Source organism: Pseudomonas sp. GW460-12-10-14-TSB1, from assembly GCF_017349775.1.
GTDB classification, from domain to species: domain Bacteria; phylum Pseudomonadota; class Gammaproteobacteria; order Pseudomonadales; family Pseudomonadaceae; genus Aquipseudomonas; species Aquipseudomonas piscium.
This window is the reverse complement of sequence record NZ_JACNAC010000018.1, coordinates 24,624-48,301: the sequence shown is the minus strand read 5'-3', so window position 1 is coordinate 48,301 and position 23,678 is coordinate 24,624. Positions and strand designations below refer to the sequence as shown.

The 23,678-nt window shown below is 64.5% G+C and carries 23 protein-coding genes; 9 read left to right on the top strand and 14 right to left on the bottom strand.

The genetic code is table 11. The features are described from left to right. Window positions 1-15: 15 nt before the first annotated feature. Window positions 16-1,260 carry an EAL domain-containing protein gene (locus J4D52_RS13440; protein ID WP_063428531.1) on the top strand — a complete coding sequence of 415 codons (1,245 nt, stop codon included), beginning with the start codon at window positions 16-18 and terminating at the stop codon, window positions 1,258-1,260. 8 nt (window positions 1,261-1,268) lie between these two features. Here J4D52_RS13440 and J4D52_RS13435 read toward each other — a convergent pair whose 3' ends face one another. Then, the gene (locus J4D52_RS13435; RefSeq protein WP_025806563.1) at window positions 1,269-1,931 is read right to left on the bottom strand and encodes a response regulator transcription factor; all 663 of its coding nucleotides are present in this window, start codon (window positions 1,929-1,931) and stop codon (window positions 1,269-1,271) included. Between the two features lie 104 nt (window positions 1,932-2,035). Here J4D52_RS13435 and J4D52_RS13430 point away from each other — a divergent pair, with 104 nt between their 5' ends. Together J4D52_RS13430 and J4D52_RS13425 are read left to right on the top strand one after the other, a co-directional pair. Continuing rightward, window positions 2,036-2,218: a hypothetical protein gene (locus tag J4D52_RS13430; RefSeq protein ID WP_124302525.1), complete on the top strand. Its 183-nt coding sequence runs from the start codon at window positions 2,036-2,038 to the stop codon at window positions 2,216-2,218. A gap of 189 nt (window positions 2,219-2,407) precedes the next feature. Beyond that, window positions 2,408-2,692 carry a DUF3509 domain-containing protein gene (locus J4D52_RS13425; protein ID WP_007923026.1) on the top strand — a complete coding sequence of 95 codons (285 nt, stop codon included), beginning with the start codon at window positions 2,408-2,410 and terminating at the stop codon, window positions 2,690-2,692. A gap of 167 nt (window positions 2,693-2,859) precedes the next feature. Here J4D52_RS13425 and J4D52_RS13420 read toward each other — a convergent pair whose 3' ends face one another. After that, a complete protein-coding gene (locus J4D52_RS13420; RefSeq protein WP_371860321.1) occupies window positions 2,860-3,729 on the bottom strand; it encodes a TIGR02285 family protein in 870 nt (289 codons plus the stop codon). A 66-nt stretch (window positions 3,730-3,795) separates the two neighbouring features. Continuing rightward, the gene (locus J4D52_RS13415) at window positions 3,796-4,995 is read right to left on the bottom strand and encodes a CaiB/BaiF CoA-transferase family protein (RefSeq protein ID WP_102677738.1); all 1,200 of its coding nucleotides are present in this window, start codon (window positions 4,993-4,995) and stop codon (window positions 3,796-3,798) included. A 149-nt stretch (window positions 4,996-5,144) separates the two neighbouring features. Here J4D52_RS13415 and J4D52_RS13410 point away from each other — a divergent pair, with 149 nt between their 5' ends. The 3 genes from J4D52_RS13410 (at window position 5,145) to J4D52_RS13400 (ending at window position 8,805) form a co-directional block, all read left to right on the top strand. Beyond that, on the top strand, window positions 5,145-5,684 hold the full coding sequence (locus J4D52_RS13410; RefSeq protein WP_025806566.1) for a YaeQ family protein: 540 nt from the start codon (window positions 5,145-5,147) through the stop codon (window positions 5,682-5,684). A 63-nt stretch (window positions 5,685-5,747) separates the two neighbouring features. Then, window positions 5,748-7,457 (top strand): single-stranded-DNA-specific exonuclease RecJ, encoded by a 1,710-nt coding sequence (gene recJ / locus J4D52_RS13405; RefSeq protein ID WP_025806567.1) that lies wholly within the window; start codon window positions 5,748-5,750, stop codon window positions 7,455-7,457. 241 nt (window positions 7,458-7,698) lie between these two features. Then, window positions 7,699-8,805, top strand: a complete 1,107-nt coding sequence (locus J4D52_RS13400; protein WP_102677737.1) for an NADH:flavin oxidoreductase/NADH oxidase — start codon at window positions 7,699-7,701, stop codon at window positions 8,803-8,805. Between the two features lie 214 nt (window positions 8,806-9,019). Here the strand turns inward: J4D52_RS13400 and J4D52_RS13395 are convergent, their stop codons facing one another. After that, window positions 9,020-10,639 carry a glucan biosynthesis protein D gene (locus J4D52_RS13395; RefSeq protein ID WP_102677736.1) on the bottom strand — a complete coding sequence of 540 codons (1,620 nt, stop codon included), beginning with the start codon at window positions 10,637-10,639 and terminating at the stop codon, window positions 9,020-9,022. A gap of 189 nt (window positions 10,640-10,828) precedes the next feature. On the opposite strand from J4D52_RS13395, the gene J4D52_RS13390 reads away from it, so the two are divergent. Beyond that, entirely contained in the window at window positions 10,829-11,362 is a 534-nt protein-coding gene (locus J4D52_RS13390; protein WP_063428548.1) for a GNAT family N-acetyltransferase, read from the top strand. A gap of 3 nt (window positions 11,363-11,365) precedes the next feature. On the opposite strand, the gene J4D52_RS13385 is transcribed toward J4D52_RS13390, so the two are convergent. The 3 genes from J4D52_RS13385 to J4D52_RS13375 all read right to left on the bottom strand — a co-directional run bounded on the left by J4D52_RS13385 (window position 11,366) and on the right by J4D52_RS13375 (window position 13,645). Then, complete coding sequence (locus J4D52_RS13385; protein WP_063428550.1) at window positions 11,366-12,571, bottom strand: DUF418 domain-containing protein; 1,206 nt, start codon at window positions 12,569-12,571, stop codon at window positions 11,366-11,368. A 5-nt stretch (window positions 12,572-12,576) separates the two neighbouring features. Then, the gene (locus J4D52_RS13380) at window positions 12,577-13,173 is read right to left on the bottom strand and encodes a TetR/AcrR family transcriptional regulator (RefSeq protein WP_063428551.1); all 597 of its coding nucleotides are present in this window, start codon (window positions 13,171-13,173) and stop codon (window positions 12,577-12,579) included. Window positions 13,174-13,339: 166 nt separating this feature from the next. Then, window positions 13,340-13,645 carry a hypothetical protein gene (locus tag J4D52_RS13375; protein WP_102677735.1) on the bottom strand — a complete coding sequence of 102 codons (306 nt, stop codon included), beginning with the start codon at window positions 13,643-13,645 and terminating at the stop codon, window positions 13,340-13,342. A 161-nt stretch (window positions 13,646-13,806) separates the two neighbouring features. On the opposite strand from J4D52_RS13375, the gene J4D52_RS13370 reads away from it, so the two are divergent. After that, a complete protein-coding gene (locus J4D52_RS13370) occupies window positions 13,807-14,235 on the top strand; it encodes a hypothetical protein (protein WP_241190621.1) in 429 nt (142 codons plus the stop codon). Between the two features lie 19 nt (window positions 14,236-14,254). On the opposite strand, the gene J4D52_RS13365 is transcribed toward J4D52_RS13370, so the two are convergent. The 7 genes from J4D52_RS13365 to J4D52_RS13335 all read right to left on the bottom strand — a co-directional run bounded on the left by J4D52_RS13365 (window position 14,255) and on the right by J4D52_RS13335 (window position 22,603). Further along, window positions 14,255-15,679: a gamma-aminobutyraldehyde dehydrogenase gene (locus tag J4D52_RS13365; protein WP_102677733.1), complete on the bottom strand. Its 1,425-nt coding sequence runs from the start codon at window positions 15,677-15,679 to the stop codon at window positions 14,255-14,257. Window positions 15,680-15,821: 142 nt separating this feature from the next. Then, on the bottom strand, window positions 15,822-16,649 hold the full coding sequence (locus J4D52_RS13360) for an ABC transporter permease (RefSeq protein ID WP_053277602.1): 828 nt from the start codon (window positions 16,647-16,649) through the stop codon (window positions 15,822-15,824). Beyond that, window positions 16,639-17,586: an ABC transporter permease gene (locus J4D52_RS13355; protein WP_102677732.1), complete on the bottom strand. Its 948-nt coding sequence runs from the start codon at window positions 17,584-17,586 to the stop codon at window positions 16,639-16,641. The genes J4D52_RS13360 and J4D52_RS13355 overlap by 11 nt, the downstream gene beginning before the upstream one ends. Before the next feature lies 1 nt (window position 17,587). Continuing rightward, entirely contained in the window at window positions 17,588-18,625 is a 1,038-nt protein-coding gene (locus tag J4D52_RS13350) for an ABC transporter ATP-binding protein (protein WP_025806578.1), read from the bottom strand. A gap of 183 nt (window positions 18,626-18,808) precedes the next feature. Further along, window positions 18,809-19,960 (bottom strand): putative ABC transporter substrate-binding protein YdcS, encoded by a 1,152-nt coding sequence (gene ydcS, locus J4D52_RS13345; RefSeq protein ID WP_102677731.1) that lies wholly within the window; start codon window positions 19,958-19,960, stop codon window positions 18,809-18,811. 133 nt (window positions 19,961-20,093) lie between these two features. Next, window positions 20,094-21,584 carry a gamma-aminobutyraldehyde dehydrogenase gene (locus tag J4D52_RS13340; protein WP_102677730.1) on the bottom strand — a complete coding sequence of 497 codons (1,491 nt, stop codon included), beginning with the start codon at window positions 21,582-21,584 and terminating at the stop codon, window positions 20,094-20,096. A gap of 104 nt (window positions 21,585-21,688) precedes the next feature. Continuing rightward, window positions 21,689-22,603 carry a LysR family transcriptional regulator gene (locus J4D52_RS13335; RefSeq protein WP_025806581.1) on the bottom strand — a complete coding sequence of 305 codons (915 nt, stop codon included), beginning with the start codon at window positions 22,601-22,603 and terminating at the stop codon, window positions 21,689-21,691. Window positions 22,604-22,793: 190 nt separating this feature from the next. On the opposite strand from J4D52_RS13335, the gene J4D52_RS13330 reads away from it, so the two are divergent. Beyond that, window positions 22,794-23,519: a tellurite resistance TerB family protein gene (locus tag J4D52_RS13330; protein ID WP_102677729.1), complete on the top strand. Its 726-nt coding sequence runs from the start codon at window positions 22,794-22,796 to the stop codon at window positions 23,517-23,519. Window positions 23,520-23,678: the final 159 nt, after the last annotated feature.

Sequence of the window (23,678 nt, the reverse complement as noted above, 5' to 3'; positions counted from 1 at the left end):
ATCGGAGGTCGTTGCATGCACTCGTTGAAAGTGCTCGTTCTAGAAGACAATTCGTTCCAGTTGATGGCCCTGCACCAGATGCTCAACGCCAACGGCGTGTTCAACGTGTTGAACGCCGAAAGCGTTGCCGCCGCCCGGCAATCCCTGGACAGCAAGGGGCCGGTGGACATCGCCATCTGCGATCTGTACCTGGAGCAGGCCGACGGGCTGGAACTGATTCGTTACCTGGCGGAGCAACAACGGGCGAAGGCGCTGATCATTCTCAGCGATGCGCAAGCGGATGTCCGCGAAGGCGCGGCGGCCATGGCCCGGCAGCAGGGCCTGAATGTGCTGGGCTGCCTGCCCAAGCCGGCCTCGGTCACCGTGGTCAATGAACTGCTGAGCCTGTACCAGCAATGTTTCGAGCCGGGCCCGCAAGCCTTGTCGCTGGCCCAGGTGCGCGAAACCCTGGGGCTGGATGTATTCCAGCCTGAAGTGCCGACTGCCGAGGAAGGGCAGGCGGCGGTACTGCGCCATGGGGTCGCGCACTTTCAGCCGGTAGTCAGCCAGGACGGCGAGGTCCAGGGCGTCGAGGCGCTGGCGCGCTGGCAGCACCCGGAGCATGGCTTGATGCTGCCCGCCGAGTTCCTGCCGGTGATCGAGTTCGCCGGGCTGGAAGAAGCCTTCACCTGGCTCATGCTGGAGCAGGCCATGCAGCTGTCGGCCGGGGTGCGGCTGGTCATGGGCCGTTCGCTGGCGATCTCGGTGAACATCCCGGTGGGTATGCTGGAACTGCCGAACTTCGCGCGCCAGCTGGAAGCCCTGCTGCGCCGTTTTGAAGTACCGGCACGCCTGCTGACCCTGGAAATCGTCGAGACCACCGAGCTGCAAACCGATACCGCCCATGTGGAGGCCCTGCTGCGCCTGCGCATGATCGGCTGCAAGCTGTCGATTGGCGACTTCGGCACCGGTGGCACCAGCCTGCAGCGTTTGCTGGAGCTGCCGTTCACCGAGCTGAAGATCCCGCCGGCCTTCGTCTGCGGGCTGGCGGCCGATGAGCGCAAGTCGGCGGTGGTGGCCGGCGCCATGAGCATGGCCCGGCGCATGTCGCTGGGCCTGGTGCTGGCTGGTATCGAGAGCGCCGCCGACTACCAGGCGGCGAAAAAGCTGGGGCAGGCGCGCCTGCAAGGCTGCTTCATCGCCGAACCCATGAGTGCGGTTGCCGTGCGCCAGTGGATCGTCCGGCGCTTGCGTGACGACCTCGACGAACAGGCCGGCTGAGCCCGCGCTCAGGCGAGTCCGTGTTCCTGCACGTAGATGTACAGCGCCGCGGCGCTGGACAGGCCGAGCTTGCGCATGGCGCTGACCTTCTGGGTGCTGACGGTCTTTTTGCTGCGGCTGAGCTTCGCGGCGATTTCCCCTACCGTCATCCCGGCCGCCAGCAGGCGGATCACTTCGAGCTCGCGGGGCGACAGCTGTTCCCCGGACAACAAGCGGTCCGGCCCGACCTCGCCCGCCAGGCTGAGGAGTTGCTGGATGGCCTGGGCGACAAACACCTTGTCCCGGCGCACATGGCTGATCGCCGCCGGCAGTTCATCGGCCAGGCTGGCCTTGCTCAGCAGGCCCATGACGCCCAGGTCGAGAATCGAGCGGAACAGCCCGGCATTGTTGAGCATGGTTACCACCACGATCGGCAGTTCGGGGTGATGTCGGCGCAGTTGCTCGATCAGGCGCAGGCCATCGTTCTGCTGTTCCCCCGGCATCATGAAGTCGGTGACCAGTACTTCGCAGGGACAGCTTTGCAGCAGTTCGATGAGGGCTGTCGGGGAGCTGGCTTCGCCGACGATCTCCAGGTTGTCGTCGCGCTCCAGCACGGCCCGCAGGCCGATAAGGAAGATCGGGTGATCGTCGGCCAGGACGATCCGCAGTTTTTTATTGGATGTTTGATTCAAGACTCGCTCCGGTGAGAAGGCAGCATTTCGGACAGGCCCTGCAGCCGGGCAACCGTCATCGCTGCACCGCCGGGCTTTGCCAACCGCTCGAGGAGAGGGCCCCCATGGCCACACCCCCACCTGCCAGAAAGACCTGCACAAGGCCTGAAAATCCGCCCCGGGAGCAGGTTGCGATGCCGGTGCGGATCGACCCTCGGCGCTATTCCTGCCAACAGGCGGTATCGCGCTACAAGAAGGTCGAGGCGCTGATCAATCAGCCGGCACCCTCGCGTTCGTTTCTGGTTTGAAGTGCCGATTCTAGTCTGATACGGGCTGTTTTTTATCTGTCATGTTTTGCGGGCATGCTGGATCAACTCAGGTCGGCAACCGCCAGCGGTTGCGAACTTTCTTCTCTGGGCGATGGTCACTTGAATGCCAGAAAGCTACCGGCATTGGTGTATTCGAGCCTTAATTCCAGCTATTGAGTGGTGATCGAGATGGAAAGTATCAGCCTATTGTTGGGTGAAGCTTTGAGCCCGTATCAGGTAACTCTGACCCCGCGCGCGCAGGGGGAATGCCTGGTAACCCTGAAGAATGCCTTGGGGGCCATAGTGGTCGAGCGTGAGTTCAGTCAGGCCCAGTTGACCGACAAGCGCCAGTTGACCGATGTCGTCGACGGCCTGCATCGCGACGTATTGATCGCCGAAGGTCGCCTGGAGCCCTGTGTCATCGCGGCCTTGCGCAATGTGGCCCGGGAGAAGGCGTTCGACAGCGCACGCTGATTGGAAAATTTCGGGAACCTTCGCTTCAACCCATCAGTCAGACCCTTGGCAACAGGATCGAGCATTGTGCTCCGGTGCTTGTCGCTTGTTGCACGGGTCTGGTTTCAGACCAGGTTTAACCCCGAGTCGTCTCCCCACTGCTCGGGGTTTCTTTTTGCCCGGATTTTCTAGCGCTGCGGCGCGTCATGGAAAAATGCCAGGGCATCGCTGCGGTATTGCTCGCGCAGCGACGGTTCCAGCCATTGGGCATAAAGCTCCAGCAAAGTGTCCGGGCGCAGTTCGAGCAGCGCCCGGTTGATGCGTTCCACCGCCTGCCGGCCCTGCGGGGTGTTCGAGCAGCCGACGTTCACCGATTGATACTTGGGCATGCCCTGGATCGGGTAGAACTCCAGGTCATCGGGGTCGATGCCTTGCTGTCGTGCCTGGAAACGAATTTCCGTCTGGTAACCGATCAGGGCTTTCAGGCGCCCGTGGCGTTGCATCTGCAGCAGGTTGCCGATGGCGCTGTTGCCGTAGTGGGCAATCAGCGTGCCGAGCGGAGCCTGTTTGAGCAGGCTGTCGATCGGTTCGCCATAACTGCGTTCGGCCACCACGCCCACATTGTGCAGGGGGCTGACCAGCAGCGCGCCCAGGTCGACCTGGCCGTCATGGATAAACGGCAGCAGGCCGGGACGGTCCTGGCGGCGTACCGCCAGACCGTTGCTGAACATGCGAAAAGTGGTGATGGAAAACGCCAGCCATTGCGCCCGCTGCGGGGTGAACAGCAGCGCCGGGTCGCAGACGAAGGGCAGTTCCCGGAGCATCTGCATGGCCCGGGCGCGGTTGACGTGCACGAACTGATGGTCGTACTCCGGCAGGCTGGCCAGCAGCGCGGGCAGGGCCTGGTCGATCACGCCCCGGCCTTTTTGCGGACCTTCGAAAATCGTCATCGGCGGCAGGTCGCGCAACACCCAGACCAGCCTGTCCCGGGCCTGGCTGGCCGGTGACCAGGCGCCGAGCACCAGCAGCATCGACAACAGGCGTATGCCACGAATCATTCGCCTGCTACGGCATGGGGTCATCAGGCTGCTGATCCTTGTCGGTAAAAAGCATCGTTTTCAAAACTAGATCGCGCCGTTGTCACGCAGGCCTTTGATCTGTTGCTCGTCGTAGCCCAGGGCGCCCAGCACCTGGGCATTGTGCTCGCCGAGCGCGGGGCCGACCCATTCGGACGAGCCCGGGGTGTCCGAGAGTTTCGGCACTATGCCGGGCATCTTGAATGCCTTGCCGTCCGGCAGCTTGGCCTGGAGGAACATTTCCCGGGCGAGAAACTGCGGATCGCTGAACATGTCCTCGGCGCTGAAGATGCGGCTGGCGGGGACTTCCGCCTGGTTCAGCAATTCGATCACGCGCTCCAGCGGCAGCGAGTTGACCCAGCGATCGATGACCCCATACAGCTCGTCGCGACGGCTGTCGCGGCCGTCGTTGCTGGCCAGGGCCGGGTCGTTGGCCAGGTCGTCGCGGCCGATCAGCAACATGAAGCGCTTGAAGATCGCATCGCCGTTGGCGCCGATCTGCACGTGCTTGCCATCGGCGCTGGTGTGAATGGAGGAGGGCGTGATGCCGGGCATGATGTTGCCGGTGCGTTCGCGGATGAAACCGAAGACATCGAACTCCGGGACCATGCTTTCCATCATGGCGAAGATCGCTTCGTACAACGCCACGTCCACCACCTGGCCCTGGCCGTCGTTGACCTCACGGTGGCGCAGGGCCATCAGCGCGCCGATCACGCCCCACAGGGCGGCAATCGAGTCGCCGATGGAAATGCCGGTGCGCACCGGCGGACGGTCCTCGAAACCGGTGATGTAGCGCAGCCCGCCCATGGACTCGCCGACCGCGCCGAACCCGGGCTGGTCCTTCATCGGCCCGGTCTGGCCGAAGCCGGACAGGCGCACCATCACCAGCTTGGGATTGAGCGCGTGCAGGGTGTCCCAGCCCAGGCCGAGTTTTTCCAGGACCCCGGGGCGGAAGTTCTCGATCAGGATGTCGGCTTCCGCCAACAGCTTCTTCAGCACCTCCAGGCCGTCCGGGTGCTTGAGGTTCAGGGTCAGGGACTTTTTGTTGCGCGCCTGGACGAACCACCACAGCGAAGTGCCTTCATACAGCTTGCGCCACTTGCGCAGCGGGTCGCCGCCATCCGGCGATTCGACCTTGATCACCTCGGCGCCGAATTCGGCGCAGATGCGCGAGGCGAACGGGCCGGCGATCAGGGTGCCGAGTTCGACGACTTTCAGGCCGGCAAGGGGTTTGGCGGTAAGCGGCATGGAAGATCCTTGTAGGACAAAGATTGGACGGTAGAGCGTTTTAACATAGCCCGGCGCTCCCTCGCCAAAGGATGATGGTGCGCGATTCGTGGATTGGCCCGTGCATCGGTTAGACTTGCCGCCTTTCCTCGTATCAAGAAGCCCCGTCCATGGCCCAGCCGTCTACCACCTACAAGTTTGAATTGAACCTGACTGACCTCGATCGCGGGGTGTACGAAAGCGTCAAGCAAACCATCGCCCGCCACCCGTCGGAAACCGAAGAGCGCATGACCGTGCGTCTGCTGGCCTACGCCCTTTGGTACAACGAGCAGCTGTCGTTCGGCCGCGGCCTGTCGGAAGTGGATGAGCCGGCCCTGTGGGAAAAAAGCCTGGACGACCGTGTGCTGCACTGGATCGAAGTCGGCCAGCCGGACGCCGAGCGCCTGACCTGGTGCTCGCGCCGTACCGAGCGCACCAGCCTGCTGGCCTACGGCAGCCTGCGTGTGTGGCAGACCCGGGTGGTGGACGCGGTGAAGAACCTGAAGAACCTCAATATCGCCGGCGTGCCCCAGGACGTCCTGGAAGTCCTGGCCAAGGACATGCCGCGCGTTATCAAGTGGGACGTGATGATCAGCGAAGGCACGATCTTCGTCACCGACGATCGTGGCCAGCACGAAGTCCAGCTGGAATGGCTGTTGGGCGAGCGCTGAGTTCGCCACGCCGCGCGCTGTTTCGCTGTATCCCCCGTATCGAAGAGAAGCTTCTGTCACCCCATGCGTATCGAACCTCGTGAGTTGCCCGCCACCCTGCCGTTTCTCGGTGATCTGCCGCCGTTGCTGACCCGCCTGTACGCCGCCCGTGGCGTGCAGTCCGAGGCCGAGCTGGACAAGAGCCTGGCGCGGTTGATCCCGTTCCAGCAGCTCAAGGGCATCGAGGCGGCGGTGGATCTGCTGGTGACCGCACTGGAGCAGCGCGAACGCATCCTGATCGTCGGCGACTTCGACGCCGACGGCGCCACCGCCAGTACCGTGGGCATGCTCGGCCTGCGTCTGCTGGGCGCGGCCCATGTCGATTACCTGGTGCCGAACCGTTTTGAATACGGCTATGGCCTGACTCCGGAAATCGTTGCGGTGGCCCTGGAGCGCCAGCCCCAGCTGCTGATCACCGTGGACAACGGCATCTCCAGTGTCGAGGGCGTGGCGGCAGCCAAGGCGGCCGGGCTGAAAGTGCTGGTCACCGACCACCACTTGCCAGGCCACGAGTTGCCGACGGCGGATGCCATCGTCAACCCGAACCAGCCCGGCTGCGAGTTTCCGAGCAAGGCCCTGGCCGGTGTCGGGGTGATCTTCTATGTGCTGATGGCGTTGCGGGCTCGCCTGCGCAGCCTTGGCTGGTACGAAACCAAGCCGCAGCCGAACATCGGCGAACTGCTGGACCTGGTGGCGCTGGGCAGTGTCGCCGACGTGGTGCCGCTGGATGCCAACAACCGCATCCTGGTGCACCAGGGGCTGGAGCGGATTCGTGCCGGGCGCGCGCGGCCGGGGATCAAGGCGATCCTCGAAGTGGCCAAGCGCGAGGCGTCGCGCATCACCTCCACCGACCTGGGCTTCATCCTTGGCCCACGGCTGAATGCCGCCGGGCGCCTGGACGATATGAGCCTGGGCATCGAATGCCTGCTCAGCCATGACATGGCCCTGGCGCGGGAAATGGCCAGCCAGCTGGACGAGTTGAACCAGGATCGCAAATCCATCGAGCAGGGCATGCAGCGCGAAGCCCTGGCCCAGCTCAAGGACTTGCCGGTGGAGTCGATGCCGTTCGGCCTGTGCCTGTTCGAGCCCGACTGGCACCAGGGGGTGATCGGGATCCTCGCTTCGCGGCTGAAAGAGCGCTACCACCGGCCGACCATCGCCTTTGCCGACGCCGGCGAGGGCATGCTCAAAGGTTCGGCACGTTCGGTGCCGGGCTTTCATATCCGCGATGCCCTGGACGCGGTGGCGGCCAAGCATCCGGACCTGATCAGCAAGTTCGGCGGCCACGCCATGGCGGCCGGCCTGTCGCTGCCGGAGCAGAACTTCCCGGCCTTCGCCGAAGCCTTCGACACCGAGGTGCGCCGCCAACTGCGCGAGGAAGACTTGACTGGGCGCCTGCTGTCGGACGGCACCCTGGCGGTGGAAGAGTTCCACCTCGAACTGGCCCGCGCCCTGCGCCATGCCGGGCCCTGGGGCCAGCACTTTCCCGAGCCGCTGTTCCATGGCGTGTTCCAGTTGGTGGAACAGCGGGTCGTCGGCGAGCGCCACCTCAAGGTGGTGCTGCGCAGCGAATGCGGCTCGGTGAAGCTCGACGGCATCGCCTTCGGCATCGACCGCGATATCTGGCCGAACCCGACCATCCGCTGGGTGGAACTGGCCTACAAGTTGGACCTCAACGAGTTCCGTGGTCAGGAAACGGTGCAACTGATGATCGCCCATATCGAACCGCGCTGATGGCACGCCGGCGATGCAGGCGCCGCGGTGCATCAGGTACGACGCCATCGCGGGCAGGACCTGATCCGGGCACAGGAACCTGCTTCCTTGCTCATTGTCGACTAGTCTCTAAACACTGCTTGATTGGCCTTGTGACGTCTTGTCCTTTTTCTCCCGCGGGGGCGGGCGCTGTTCCTTTCCAGTCACTCGTCGACTTTTCAAACAGAACCCTGGAGCCTGACCACTGATCGAGAGGTGCCCCATGAGTCTGCTGCTTGAACCCTATACCCTTCGTCAACTGACCTTACTCAACCGCATCGCGGTATCGCCCATGTGCCAGTACTCCAGCGTAGATGGACTGGCCAATGACTGGCACCTGGTGCACCTCGGCAGTCGTGCTGTGGGCGGCGCCGGACTGATTTTCACCGAGGCCACGGCGGTCACCGCCGATGGGCGCATCACCGCCCAGGACCTCGGCCTGTGGAACGACGAACAGATCGCACCCTTGCAACGCATCACCCGCTTCATCACCGCCCAGGGCGCGGTCGCCGGCATCCAGCTGGCCCACGCCGGACGCAAGGCCAGCACCCATCGGCCGTGGTTGGGCAAGCATGGCAGCGTCAAGCCCGAGGAGGGCGGCTGGATCCCGGTAGGCCCTTCGCCGATTGCCTTCGACCCGCAACATACGCCGCCGACCCAGCTCGACGAGGGGCAGATCGCCGCGATCGTCCAGGCCTTCGTCGACTCGGCCAAACGTGCCCTGGTCGCCGGTTTCAAGGTGGTCGAGGTGCATGCCGCCCATGGTTACCTGCTGCATCAATTCCTCTCGCCCCTGAGCAATCAGCGCCGCGACCAGTACGGCGGCTCCTTCGATAACCGCATTCGCCTGGTCCTGCAGGTGTGTGAGGCGGTACGGGCGGTCTGGCCGCAAGAGTTGCCGCTGTTCGTCCGGGTTTCGGCCACCGACTGGGTGGAGGACGGCTGGAATCCGGACGAAACCGTCGAGCTGGCCTGCCGCCTGAAGGCCCTGGGGGTGGACCTGATCGACGTCTCGTCGGGCGGTACCGCGGTCAATGCCGAGATCCCCACCGGCCCGGGCTACCAGACCCGCTTCGCCGAACGGGTGCGCAAGGAGTCGGGGATCGCCACCGGCACCGTGGGCATGATCACCGAGCCGGCCCAGGCCGAGCACATTTTGCGCACCTGCCAGGCCGACATCATCTTCCTGGCCCGGGAGCTGCTGCGCGACCCGTACTGGCCGCTGCATGCCGACGACGACCTGAGCGGACACAAGGCGATCTGGCCGGCGCAGTACCAGCGCGCGACCCATCGCGACCAGCCGATCCACGAGTCGGATCTGCGTGAGTGAGGTGAGCGAGGCATAAAAAACCGGCCTGTGAGGGCCGGTTTTTTTGTGCCGTATCGTGTAACCGCGACCTGTAGCCGCTGCCGCAGGCTGCGATGGGCCGCGTAGCGGACCGCCTCTGGACACAACGGTCGATCGCTCCATCCGCGGCGCCCGTTTACGACCGGTTCCCGGTCGATCGCAGCCTGCGGCAGCGGCTACAGGCGATGGTGCTTCCTCAGCTGTACTTGCGCTTGTCCGGTGCCGGCGGGAAGTACTGGTACAGCCAGGTTTCGCTCAGGGTGCGATCGTTGGTGCGGATGAACAGCCGCAGTTCCACCGGATCGACGCTGTCGTTGGTCGGGTACCAGTCGAAGAGCACGCGATAACCCTGGATCTCGTCCAGCTTCAGCACATGGAAATCCTTGACCTGGCCGTTCGACGCGGTGACCACAGGTTCGATGCCGGTGCCCTCCGGCAGCCGGTCCAGGCCGCCGCCATTGAAGTCCACGGCGAAGCGCCGGGCCCAGACCGGCGGGTAATGCTCGCCCGGCGCCCAGCCTTCGACGAAGCCGCCCATGCCCGAACGGGTGGCGTTGACCCGTGCCAGCGGCGTGCCTACCGGTGGCAGGGCGCTCCAGTACAGCTTGTAGCCGTAGTTCAGCGAATCCCCGGCAGCCAGCGGCTTTTTCGGGGTCCAGAAGGCCACGATGTTGTCCAGGGTCTCGCCGGTGGTGGGGATCTCCAGCAGGTCGACCGAGCCTTCGCCCCAGGCGGTGGTCGGTTCGACCCACAGGCTCGGACGCCGGCTGTACCAGTCCACGGTGTCCTGGTAGTTGGCGAACTCATGGTCGGTCTGCACCAGGCCGAAGCCTTTCGGGTCCTTGTCGGCGAAGGCGTTGAACTGCAGGGTCGCCGGGTTGTTCAGCGGGCGACAGATCCACTCGCCGTTGCCGCGCCACATGGCCAGGCGGTCCGAGTCGTGGATCTGCGGATGGATGGTGTCGCACATGCGCCGCTCATGGGTGCCGCAACTGAACATGCTGGTCATCGGCGCGATGCCCAGCTGTTCGATGGCGGTACGGGCGTTGACGTGCGCATCGACATCCATCACCACGCGCTCGGCCTGGCAGTCGATGTCGAAACGGTAGGCGCCGGTGGCGCTCGGCGAGTCGAGCAGGGCATAGACTACGAAGCGGGTGCTGTCCTTGTCCGGGGTCTCGAACCAGAACTTGGTGAAGTCGGGAAACTCTTCACGTTTCTTGGCGTAGGTGTCGATCGCCAGGCCGCGGGCCGAGAGGCCGTACTGGCCGGTCTTGTCCACCGCGCGGAAATAGCTGGCGCCGAGGAAGGACACCACGTCGTGCTTGTCCAGTTCCGGGGCCTTGAACAGCTTGAAGCCGGCAAAACCCAAGTCGCCCTTGAGCTGCGCGGTGTCGACGCTGGTGTTCTGGTAGTTGAACAGCGACGGGCGGAAATGCACTTCCCGCGCCTGACGGCTCCTGGTATCGACGCTGTACATGCGCACCGGCTGCTTGAAGCCCATGCCGACGTGGAAGAACTGCACGTCCAGCTGGCCGTTCAGCTCCTTCCACAGCGAGTGGTTGCCGTCGTACTGGATCGCGTTGAAGTTCTGCGGGGTCATGGTCGCCAGGGTCGGCGGCAGCACCTGCTTGGTGTCCACGTAGGGCTTGCCGGCCAATTGCTTGGCCTGGGCCTTGAGAATCTCGAAATCGAAGGCTTGCGCTTCGCCGTCGGCGGCGCCCGCCCAGGCCCGGGTGGCCAGCAGCCCCGTGGCCGACAGGCCGGTGTAGGCTGCCAGCGCCATGGATGCTTTCAGAAGATGCCTGCGATGCATAAGTGAACCTTGTCAGGAGATCCCGAGCCCTTCCTGGCTGCACTGGATCGGAAATGGAGGTTCGGTCATGCCTTCGGCCAAACACAACGGACTTTTAACAGCTGGCGGATAGAATAATCGGTTCGCCCGAGGCAAAAAATAGCCCAGCTATCGATACGTAAAACCACGGACGGCTTCAGGAAAACCGACATGCTGAACGAGCGCCTTTTGACTGCGCAGGACATCCCCCTGTTCAAACTCATCGACCGCGCGGAACTGATCGAAGCGTTCTACCGCCTGCTGGACGGGCAATTGCTGTGTTATCCCCAGCGCGAGGTGGTGAGCGGCTGGCCGCCCGGCGAGGCCGAGCATGACGCGCTGGTCTTGCAAGCGTGTGAACAGAGCGGTGGCTGGTTGTATGGGGTGTTCGACGAACAGCGGCTGGTGGCCGCGGCGGTGGTCGATTGCCTGGTTATCCACAACGCCGGCTTGCAACTGCGGCAGTTGAAGTTCCTGCATGTCAGCCAGGCTTATCGCGGGCGCGGCCTGGGCCAGCGGCTGTTCGGCCTGGCCACCGAGCAGGCGCGGCGCATGGGCGGCGAAGGGCTGTATGTCTCGGCCACGCCGTCACGCAATACCGTGGATTTCTACCGCCGCCTGGGTTGCGAGCTGTTGTCGGCCCCCGATCCAGCGCTGTACCGCCTGGAGCCCGAGGACATCCATCTGTACCTCAGGCTGGCCTGATCTTCAGCGGGTTTTGCACCAGGCCGGCCAGGCGAGGATGGTTACGGCCCGCAACAGCCATTCGCAAGGGCCATATTGATGGCTGCGCATCCACAGGGTGCTGAGCCACAGTTGCAGCGCGTAGAGAGCGATCACGATCAGCAGGATCCAGGCCGAGTCCAGCTGGTTGATCAGGCCCAGGCCGTAGCCGGTGAATATCAGGCTCAGGAGCAAGGATTGCAGCAGGTAGTTGCTCAGCGACATGCGTCCCATGGGGGCCAGCAGTTGGCACACGCGCTCGCCCAGGGGCGAGTTGAACGCGCCAAGGAGCAGCAGCACGTAGCTGGCGGTGAGCAGGGGCGCGGTCAACTGGCCTATGCCGTATCCCAGGGCTTCCAGGCCGGCACCGGGGGCATAGGCGGCGGTATAGCCATAGATGAGCGCGCCGCCGAGGCCGATGGGCAGCATCAGGCTCAATAACCTGTCCTTCCAGGCGTCGAAGACATAGGGCGCCACCAGCCAGCCGCGGCGGCCGGCCACATAGCCGAACAGGAACATCGCCAAGGTACTGGGGCCCTGCAGCAGCCATAACGCGAGGATGGTCTCTGGCAGGTGACTGAGGTTGAAGCTCAAGGTGCCCAAGGCGCTCGAGCCGAGCAGGAAGGCCTTGTCCACGGGTTCCCACTCCATGCTGCCGACGTAATTGCCTTCGGCCAGTTGCAGCAGGCCCAGCGCCATGAACATCAGCGCCGAGCACACCAGCAGTCCCACCGCCAGCTTGAGCGCGCGTCGCGGGCACAGGTTGCGCAGCCCCAGCAAAGCCAGGCCGAGCACTGCGTAGAGCGACAGGATCTCACCGTAGAACAGCACGGCGCCGTGGATCAGTCCGATCGCCAGCAGCGCCAGTTGCCTGCGCACCATGCGCGGTACGAACGCGCTCTGCGAGCGCTGCGCCGAAGCCAGTTGCAGGGTGAAGCTGTAGCCGAAGAGAAAGGAGAACAGCAGGTAGAACTTGGTTTCGAACAGGGTCGAGATCAGGAAGCGGATGGCGTGGTCGATGGCGGCGGGGTAGGCCGGATTGCTCACCGAGGCACCGTAGTAAGGGTCGGTAAACACCCAGATATTCACCGCCAGGATGCCCAGCAAGGCGAACCCGCGCAGGGCATCGATGTGCAGCAGGCGAGTGGCGGACGTGATTTTCTCGGGGCCGGGGCGAGCGGGGCTGTTCATCTGGGTCAGCGTCCTTGCAGCAGGTGGGTCACCAGTTGTTGCAGCACCTGGGATTGGTCTTGCGGGTTGAACTGCGGGTCGGCGGCGACCCGGGCGAACAGGCCGTCGATCAAGGCGGCCAGCCAGGTGGCAGCCTGCTCGGGGCTCAGCTGGGTGTGCAATTGCCCGGCCCGGCCTGCGGCGTCCACCAGGGCGGCGAGCCCTTCGCGCAACAGCAGGTCATTGGCCTTGACCAGGTGCGCCACGGCTTCGTCGCGGTGGCCCAGGGCGGAAATCTCCAGGGCCAGGCCGGCGTAATGGCGGTCGCTGGCCAGTTGGCAGACGTGCTCGAGGAAGCCCGACAGGGCCGCCATCGGGTCTTCAGCCGCGACCAGTGCCGCCATCGCGGCGGCGGTCTCTTCGCCTTCCCGGGCGATCAGCGCCAACAGCAGTTCGTGCTTGCTGCTGAAGTAATGGAACAGATTTCCGGAGCTCATGCCCGCGGTGCTGCAAATGTCAGCGGTGCGGGTGGCGACAAAACCGGCTTCGGCAAAACACTGGGCAGCGGCATCCAGCAGGGCGGTGCGCTTGGCTTCGCGTTGCAGGGGATTGGCGGGGCGCATGTGGGCTCGTTAGTTAATTGACTGGTCACTCAATTAAAGGATGAAGCTGAATGCTTGGCAAGCCTTGTCTGCAAAAAATCAGTCGACGGGATGATTTCCACCGCGGGCCCCAGGTCTATCGCTGGCCGAGCAGGAAGATCGACGGGGCTCCCGTGGGTCCGGTGATTCATAGGCCGCTACCCGCCAACGGCATGAACCGCGGCACGGCACACAGCACCAGCACGCAGCCCAGCCACAGGCCCAGCCAGCGATAGTGGGTCGGCATGCCGCAGGCGTGCCAGCCTTTGGCGGCGGCATACACCAGGGTGATCTGGATCAGCGCCAGGGACAGCACCCCGGTGGGAATCGCCAGGGCCGAGACAAAAGGCGCGGCGACGGCGTGGGTCAGTACCAGGCCCAGTTGCAAGAGGGTGAACGGCAGCACCAGCCAGACGGCCACTTGCAGCATCAGGCTGACGATTCGCGAGGGCATGGGCGCATCCTTGCTGCCGAAGAAGTTTCAGCGCCGCGGGCAGCCGGGCGCTTTCTGGCGGCGGATGGTGCCGCAACTTGATCGGCTTGGCCAGACCTCGTTCAATAGCCGCCTTTCAAGGAGATCAGGCACATGAATTGCGGTTTTTCGGCGTGCGCGCGATGAAGTACAAGAAGACCCTGGCGGTCGTGGGAGGGCTGCTGGGAGCCTGTGCACTGGTGTTTATCGGCGCACTCTACACAGTGCTCGAACGCGAGCCCTATTCGGCGACCAGCCCCTCCGGTCGTTACCTGCTGCAGCATGCCTCGGCCGGAGGGCTGCTGGTGCCTTTCGGCGGTAAGGGCTATCTGCAGGTCATCGACCTTGAGGATCCGCAGCGGGTCTATCGCACGCCCTTGATCCGGGACTGGACGCTGGACCTGCGGATGTACGAGGACGACAAAAGCATCAGCATCTTTGGCCTGGAGTTCATCAAGGCCACCAAGACCTACATCATTCAGTGGCCGGATTGGCAACACCACTGGCTCGACTGGTTCATCAGCAACACGCCCTACGAGTTTTGCCAGGAAACCGACGGCAATTGTTTCTAGCAGGGCGTGCTGCCCGATGTCAGTGCTTGAACATCACATGGCGCACGATGCTGTAGTCCTCCAGCCCGTACAGGGACAGGTCCTTGCCGTAGCCGGAGAGCTTCTGCCCGCCATGGGGCATTTCGCTGACCAGCATGAAGTGGGTGTTGACCCAGGTGCAGCCGTATTGCAGGCGCGCCGAGAGGCGGTGGGCGCGGCCGACATCGGCGGTCCACACCGAGGACGCCAGGCCGTAGTCCGAGTCGTTGGCCCAGCCCAGGACCTGGGCTTCGTCGGCGAAGCGGGTGACCGAGACCACCGGCCCGAACACTTCGCGGCGGACGATTTCGTCGTCCTGCTGGGCATCGGCCAGCACCGTCGGTTCGAAGAAGAAGCCGTTGCCGTCCACCGTCTTGCCACCGGTGACCAGGCGGATATGCGGCTGGGCGATGGCACGCTCGACGAACCCGGCCACCCGGTCGCGGTGCTGGGCGCTGATCAGCGGGCCCAGCTCGGTGTCCGGGTCGCCCTGCAGGCCGTACTTGATGCTGGCGACCGCCGCGCCGAGCTTCTCGACGAAGCGTTCGTAGATGCCCTCCTGGGCATAGATGCGGCAGGCGGCGGTGCAGTCCTGGCCGGCGTTGTAGAAGCCGAAGGTGCGGATGCCTTCCACGGCGGCGTCGATGTCGGCGTCGTCGAAGATGATCACTGGCGCCTTGCCGCCCAGTTCCATGTGCATGCGTTTGACACTGTCGGCGGTGCTGGAAATGATGTTCGAGCCGGTGGCGATGGAGCCGGTGAGCGACACCATGCGCACCTTCGGATGGGTTACCAGCGGCTGGCCCACCGTGGCGCCACGGCCGAATACCAGGTTCAGCACCCCGGCGGGAAAGATCGCCGCCGCCAGTTCGGCCAGGCGCAGGGCGGTCAGCGGGGTCTGCTCCGAGGGTTTGAGCACCACGGTGTTGCCGGCGGCCAGGGCCGGGGCGATTTTCCAGGCGACCATCATCAGCGGGTAGTTCCACGGCGCGATGGAGGCGATCACCCCCACCGGATCGCGACGGATCATCGAGGTGTGGCCCGGCAGGTATTCGCCGCCGGCCGAACCGCTGAGGCAACGGCTGGCGCCGGCAAAGAAGCGGAATACGTCGGCAATCGCCGGGATCTCGTCGTTCAAGGCCGCGCTCAGCGGCTTGCCGCAGTTGTCCGACTCCAGCCGGGCCAGCTCTTCGCCATGGGCTTCGATGCTGTCGGCCAGCTTGAGCAACAGCAGCGAGCGCTCTTTCGGCACGGTTTGCGACCAGCTTTCGAAAGCGCTGTCGGCGGCGCGCACCGCGGCATCGACCTGGGCTTCGCTGGCCTCGTTGATGTCCACCAGCACCTTGCCCAGCGCGGGGTTGAATACCGGCTGGGCAGGGCCTTCGCCGGCGATCAGTTGGCCGTTGATCAAGAGTTTGGTTTGCATGGCTGTTCTCCTGAAATATCTGTTGGATGTTCTGCGATCTGTAGCCGCTGCCGCAGGCTGCGATAAGGCCGAAGGCCTTCAGCGAACCGGAGGGCGCCACGACCCTGCGGGTCGATCGCAGCCTGCGGCAGCGGCTACAGGGTTATTTGCCGCCGCTGCCCGCCACGCTCTCGCCGCCGCGGGTCAGGTAATAGGCGCCGAGGATCGGCAGCATGGTCACCAGCATCACCAGCATGGCGACGACATTGGTCACCGGTACGTCCCGCGGCCGGCTGAGCTGGTTGAGCAGCCACAGTGGCAGGGTACGTTCATGGCCGGCGGTGAAGGTGGTGACGATGATTTCGTCGAACGACAGGGCGAACGCCAGCATGCCGCCGGCCAGCAACGCCGAGCCGAGGTTGGGCAGGATGATGTAGCGGAAGGTCTGCCAACCGTCGGCGCCCAGGTCCATCGAGGCTTCGATCAGGCTGTGGGAGGTCCGGCGCAGACGGGCGATCACGTTGTTGTAGACAATCACCACGCAGAAGGTCGCGTGGCCGACGATGATGGTGAACACCCCCGGCTCGATCCCCAGGGTCTTGAAGGTCGCCAGCAGGGCGATGCCGGTGATGATCCCCGGCAGGGCGATGGGCAGGATCAGCATCAGCGAAATCCCCTGTTTGCCGAAGAAGTCCCGCCGGTACAGCGCCGCCGAGGCCAGGGTGCCAAGGACCAGGGCGATCAGGGTGGCGATGGCGGCGATCTGCAGTGACAGCTTGATGGCGTCCAGCACGTCGGGGCGGGCGAAGGCCACGCTGAGCCACTTCAGGGTGAAGCCCTGGGGCGGAAAGCTGAAGGCCGCGTCTTCGGTGTTGAAGGCGTAGAGGAAGATGATCAGGATCGGGAAATGCAGGAACAGCAGCCCGCCCCACGCGGCGATGCGCAGGCCCAACGAGGCTTGTTCTCCGTGCTTGGCTGAATCAGAGCGCATCGAAGGCCCCCAGGCGTTTGACGATGGACAGATAAATGGCGATCAACACGATCGGCACCAGGGTGAAGGCGGCGGCCATCGGCATGTTGCCGATCGCCCCTTGCTGGGCGTAGACCATGCTGCCGACGAAGTAGCCGGGCGGGCCCACCAGCTGCGGCACGATGAAGTCGCCCAGGGTCAGGGAGAAGGTGAAAATCGAGCCGGCGGCGATGCCCGGCACCGACAGCGGCAGGATCACCTGCATGAAGGTCTGGTGCGGCTTGGCGCCGAGGTCGGCGGAGGCTTGCAGCAAGGACGGCGGCAGGCGTTCCAGGGAGGCCTGGATCGGCAGGATCATGAACGGCAGCCAGATGTAGACGAACACCATGAAGCGCCCCAGGTGCGAGGTCGACAGGGTGCTGCCGCCGACCCCGGGAATCCCCAGGATGAACTGCAGCAACGGCTCCAGCCCCAGGTGCTGGACGAACCACTGGGCCACGCCGCCCTTGGCCAGCAGCAGGGTCCAGGCGTAGGCCTTGACGATATAGCTGGCCCACATCGGCAGCATCACCGCGATATAGAAGAACGCCTTGGTCTTGCCGCTGGTGTAGCGCGCCATGTAGTAGGCGATGGGGAAGGCGACCACGGCGCTGGCGAGCGAGACGGCGATGGCCATGCTCAGGGTGCGCAGGATGATGTCGAAGTTCGACGGCTGGAACAGTGCGGCGAAGTTGGCCAGGGTCAGGTCCGGGGTGACCGCCATGGTGAAGTCGTCGAAGGTGTAGAAGCCTTGCCAGAGCAGGATCAGCAAGGAGCCCAGGTAGATCGCGCCGAACCAGATCAGCGGCGGTACCAGCAGCAGCGCCAGGTACAGGTTCGGCCGCCGGTACAGCAGGTTGGAAAAGCGCCGCAACGGCGAGCCGCCGGGGCTTTGGGGTGTGATCGCCAGGGTGTTCATGTCATGCCCCGCTCGCCAGGGTGTCGGTCAGCGGGATCATCGCCTCGCGGGCCCAGCGCGCGCTGATGCGTTGCCCGGTCTGGTGCTGAGCGCTGTTGTCCAGCCACTGGTCGTTGGCCTGGCTGATGCTGAGGGTCTGGCCGTTGTCCAATTGCAGTTCGTAGCGGGTGGCGCTGCCCTGGTACTGGATATCGTGCAGCAGGCCGCTGACTTCGATCTCGTGGCTGGGCAGCGGGCCTTCGGCGAAACGCACGTGTTCCGGGCGGATCGAGAAGGGCCGCTGGCTGCCGCTCAGGCGTTCGGCCAGTTCGCCGCGAATCACGTTGGAGGTGCCGACGAACTCGGCGACGAAGGTGGTGGCCGGTTTCATGTACAGGTTGCGCGGGCTGTCGACCTGCTCGATGCGGCCCTTGTTGAACACCGCCACGCGGTCGGACATCGACAAGGCTTCGGTCTGGTCGTGGGTGACGAAGATGAAGGTGATGCCGAGCTGGCGTTGCAGCTTCTTCAGTTCGCCCTGCATCTGTTCGCGCAGCTTCAGGTCCAGCGCCCCCAGGGGTTCGTCCAGCAGCAGGACCCGCGGCCGATTGACCAGCGCCCGGGCCAGGGCCACGCGTTGGCGCTGGCCGCCGGACAGCTGCACCGGCTTGCGCTCGCCGTAGCCTTCCAGGGCGACCATGGCCAGGGCTTCTTCGGCGCGTTTGAGGCGCTCGGTCTTGCCGACGCCTTTGACTTTCAGGCCGTAGGCCACGTTGTCGCGCACGTTCATATGGGGGAACAGCGCGTAATCCTGGAACACGGTGTTGACGTCGCGCTGGTAGGGCGGCAACCCAGTGGCTTCGGCCCCGTGGATGTGGATCGAGCCGGTGCTCGGCTGTTCGAAACCGGCGATCAGGCGCAGGCAGGTGGTCTTGCCCGAGCCGGAAGGGCCGAGCATGGAAAAGAACTCGCCGTCCTGGATATCGATGGAAACCCGGTCAACGGCCTTCACCTCGCCAAACTGCCGGGAAACGTTGGTGAACTGGACTGCAAGCGTCATGGTGCGGTGCTCCGGAAAAGCGCGCTGTCGAAATAAGCGGGATCAGCTCTGGCGGCGCCGGCCTGGCGCAGGAACCTGTAGCCGCTGCCGAAGGCTGCGATCGCCCCGCAGGGGCGCGGCGATCCTCAGGGTGCAGGAGGTCCTGAGGACCTTGCGCAGCCTGCGGCAGCGGCTACAGGGGGCTCATCTTCCGCCCATGATCGCGATGTAGTCCTGGGTCCAGCGGCTATACGGCACGAACTTGCCGCCCTCGGCCTGCGGGGTTTTCCAGAAGGCGATCTTGTCGAACTGGTCGAAGCCGTTGGTCTTGCAGCCCTCGGCGCCCAGCAGTTCGCTTTCCTTGCAGGCCGCCGGCACGGCCGGCAGCGAACCGAACCAGGCGGCGACGTCGCCCTGGACCTTCGGCGTGAGCGACCAGTCCATCCACTTGTAGGCGCAGTTGGGGTGCTTGGCCTCGCTGTGCAGCATGGTGGTATCGGCCCATCCGGTGGCCCCTTCCTTGGGAATGGTCGAGGCGATCGGCTGTTTCTCGTTGATCAGGCCGTTGACCTGATACGGCCAGGAGCTGGCGGCGACCACGCCTTCGTTCTTGAAGTCGCTCATCTGTACCGTGGTGTCGTGCCAGTAGCGGTGGATCAGCGGCTGCTGGGCACGCAGCAGCTCGAGTACCGCCTTGTACTGGGCTTCGGTCAGTTCGTAGGGGTTCTGGATCCCCAGTTCCGGTTTCGTGCTCTTGAGGTAGAGCGCGGCGTCGGCGATGTAGATCGGCCCGTCATAGGCCTGCACGCGGCCCTTGTTGGGTTTGCCGTCCGGCAGGTTCTGCGCATCGAACAGCACGCCCCAGCTGGTCGGTGCCTGCTTGAAGACCTTGGTGTTGTACATCAGCACGTTCGGGCCCCATTGGTAGGGGGTGCCGTAGGTCTGTTTGTCGACCACATACCAGGGCGCGTCCTTGAGGCGTGGGTCGAGGTTTTTCCAGTTGGGAATCAGCGCGGTGTTGATCGGCTGCACGCGCTTGCCGACGATCAGCCGCAGGGAGGCGTCGCCGGACGCGGTGACCAGGTCGTAGCCGCCCTTGGCCATCAGGCTGACCATCTCGTCGGAGGTGCCCGCGGTCTTGACGTTGACCTTGCAACCGGTCTCCTTCTCGAAGCCGCTGACCCAGTCGTAGTTCTTGTCGCTTTCGCCACGTTCGATGTAGCCGGGCCAGGCCACGATATCCAGCTGACCTTCGCCGGCACCGACGGCCTTGAGCGGCTCGGCGGCCTGGAGGCTGGCGCTGGCCAGCAGGGCGGTGGTGATTGCACTGAGCAGTGCGGTCTTGTGCACGAACATGGGAAAACCCTCTTTTTCAAATTATGGTCGGGGCAGTTGTGAGCCTGGTGGAGCGCGCCGTGACGGCTTGTTATTAGCTTAGGCCCTGTACGAAAAGTGGCTGGCGCCGGCGTTGTCTACAGAGCCTTGTGCGTTATTTCAGGTCATTGCCGTGGCGCGCCATGATGTGCCGCACCACGCTGTAGTCCTGCAGCGAATCGCTGGACAGGTCCTTGCCGTAGCCGGAGCGCTTCAAGCCGCCGTGGGGCATTTCGCTGGCCAGCATGAAATGGCTGTTGATCCAGGTGCAGCCGTATTGCAGGCGGGCCGCCACCTGCATGGCCTTGTCCAGGTTCTGGGTCCAGACCGACGAGGCCAGGCCGTATTCCGAGTCGTTGGCCCAGTCCACCGCCTGCGCCAGCTCGTCGAAACGGGTGACGGTGACCACCGGGCCGAAGACTTCGCGCTGGACGATTTCATCCTGCTGTCGGCAGCCGGCCAGCAGGGTCGGCTGGTAATAGAAGCCGGCGCCCGAATGCACTGCGGCGCCGGTCACCCGTTCGATGTGCGGCTGGCCCAGGGCGCGTTCGACGAAGCTGGCCACGCGGTCGCGCTGGCGGGTGCTGATCAGCGGACCGATCTCGTTGTCGGCATCGCGCTTGCCGGCGAAACGCAGGTTGCTGACGGCGGCGCCCAGCTCGGCCACCAGGCGGTCATGGATCCCGCCCTGGGCGTAGATCCGGCAGGCCGCGGTGCAGTCCTGTCCGGCGTTGTAATAGCCGTAGTTGCGCAGGCCTTCGACCACGGCCTGCAGGTCGGCATCGTTGCAGACGATCACCGGGGCCTTGCCACCCAGTTCCAGGTGCGTGCGTTTCAGGGTTTTCGAGGCGGCCTGGAGGATCTTCTGCCCGGTGACGATATCGCCGGTCAGCGACACCATGCGCACCTTGGGGTGGCTGACCAGGTGGCTGCCCACGCCTTCGCCACCGCCGCAGACAATGTTCAGCACGCCGCGCGGCAGCAGTTCGGCCAGGGTTGGCGCCAGGGCCAGGATCGACAGTGGGGTGTGCTCCGACGGCTTGAATACCAGGGTGTTGCCGGCGGCCAGGGCCGGGGCGATCTTCCAGGCGGCCATCATGATCGGGTAGTTCCATGGCGCGATGGATGCCACCACGCCGATAGGGTCGCGCCGCACCATGCTGGTGTAGCCCGGCAGGTACTCGCCGGCCAGCTGGCCGGTCTGGCAGCGCACCGCGCCGGCAAAAAAACGGAACACGTCGACGGTGGCGCCGAGATCATCCTGGCGCGCCAGGTGCAGCGGTTTGCCGCAATTCAGCGATTCCAGGCGGGCCAGGTGGTCGGCCTGCCTTTCCACGGCATCGGCAATCGCCAGGAGGATGTTCGAGCGTTGCTGGGGCGTGGTTCGCGACCAGTCGGCAAAGGCGCGGTGGGCGGCGAGGATCGCGCCTTCCACCTGTTCGCTGCTGGCCTCGGCGATCTGGGTCAGCACTTCGCCGGTGGCCGGGTTGAGGATCGGCTCGACAAGACCCTGGCCGGCGACCAATTCGCCATCGATCAACAAAGCGGTGGACAACGGAGTCTGCGCGCCAGCCATTTTCCGGGTTCTCTTTTCTTGTATGGCCATGGTGCTCCCCAGTGACGGAGGCCCGGCCCTCTCTGGACGGATGAGCAGAGACTAGTAGCGGGGCCTGTGCTCGACAAATACCAAATACTGAATGCGGCGTTCGATTAAATAGATGGCTTGCGTCCGCCGTGGGGCTGTTCGCGGGCCACGGTCAGGAACGGGTCCACCAGCGTCGGGCGCGCCGTGCCGCGACGCCAGGCCAGGCCGACGTCGAGGGTCTGGCTGAGGTCGGCGATGGGTCGGGCTTCGATGATGTCGCCTTCCAGCGACCAGGGGCGATAGGTCATGTCCGGCTGGATCGACACCCCAAGCCCGGCGGCGACCAGGCTGCGCACCGCTTCGGTGGAGGCGGTGCGCAAGGTGACGCGCGGTTGCAGGCCGGCGCCGGACCACAGGCGCTGGGCGTTGCGGTCCATTTCATCGACGTTGAGCTGGATCAGCGGCTCGCGGGCGACATCCGCCAGGTTGATGCTGTCGTGTTCCAGCAGCGGATGCTGGGCGGGCAGCCACAGGCGGTGAGGGGAGTGGGTCAGCACTTCGGTCTGCAGGGCGTGGCGGTCCTCGAGATTGGAGAGGATCAACACCCCGACGTCGATCTCGCCGCTGACCAGCAAGTGTTCGATGTACGGGCGTTCGTCTTCCATCACGCGGATTTCCACATTGGGATAGGCGCGCTGGAAACGCGTGAGCAAATCCGCCAGGTAATAGCCGGCGACCAGGCTGGTCACGCCGACGATCAACTGGCCGGCCACCTGGTCGGTGCTCTGCTGCAGGCTGCGCTTGGCGTTGTCGACCGTGGCCAGGATCAGGTGCGCCTGGCGCAGGAACTGGTGGCCCTGGTGGGTCAGGGTCATGCCCTTGGCATGGCGGTTGAACAGGCTGACGCCGATTTCCTGTTCGAGCTGCTGGATCGCCAGGGTCAGGGTCGACTGGGAAATGAACACCGCCTGGGCGGCGGACGAGATCGAGCCGGTCTCGGCCACGGCGATGAAGTGACGGATCTGGCGCAAGGTCATCATGGACAGTCACCGGTCAGGCGGTTTTATCGATTTTTTCGAGTGTATATCTTTTTAATCGAAGGGCTGCCCAGGCGTATGAGCGAACCCGGCGAAGCAACATCTGGAAGCACACTCGAGCCCAGGGTTGGGGCACTTCGATCTAGGCTGGTGGCCTTATTGGTTCGATCAACTCAAGTTGCTGGAGGTTTGGATGAACACCCGTGGATTGCTCGATCAATTGCTCAAGTCTGGCCAGGAACTGTTGCAGAACAAGGCCGGGGCGCAGCAGGGCAAGGCATCCGCTGCCGACAAGGGCGCGCTGGGCGGGTTGCTCGGTGGCGGTTCCGGCGGGCTCGGCAGCCTGTTGTCCGGTGCTGGCGGCGGGGCGTTGGCGGCCGGCGCCATGGGCCTGCTGCTGGGCAATAAAAAAGCCCGCAAGTTCGGTGGCAAGGCGCTGACCTATGGTGGCCTGGCGGCGTTGGGCGTGATCGCCTACAAGGCCTACGGCAACTGGCAGGCGCAGCAGGCCGGTGCGCCGAAAAGCGAGCCGCAGACCCTCGACCGCCTGCCCGCGCAGCAGGTCGAGCAACACAGCCAGGCGATCCTCAAGGCGCTGGTGGCCGCGGCCAAGGCCGATGGCCATATCGACGAGCGCGAGCGCGCCCTGATCGAAGGTGAGTTCACCAGGCTGGACAGCGATCAGGAACTGCAGCACTGGCTGCACGCCGAACTCAACAAACCCCTGGACCCGGCGGATGTGGCGCGGGCCGCCGGCACGCCGGAAATGGCCGCCGAAATGTACGTTGCCAGCGTGATGCTGGTGGACGAGGAAAACTTCATGGAGAAGGCGTATCTGGATGAACTGTCGCGTCAGCTCAAGCTGGAGCCGGGGTTGAAACTCGAACTGGAAAAGCAGGTTCGCCAGGCCAGTCTTTGACGCCAATCGGGCGTGCGCTGGAGAAAGCTCCGCACGCCCTCTTTGATGGCTGAAATGCCCTCTGCTTGTGCCGGATCATCACTGGCGGCGCTCGAGTCATCTGACGGAAAGTAGCCCTCCAGAGCGGACCCTGCCTTTCGCTCTGAGTGAGACGTGGTG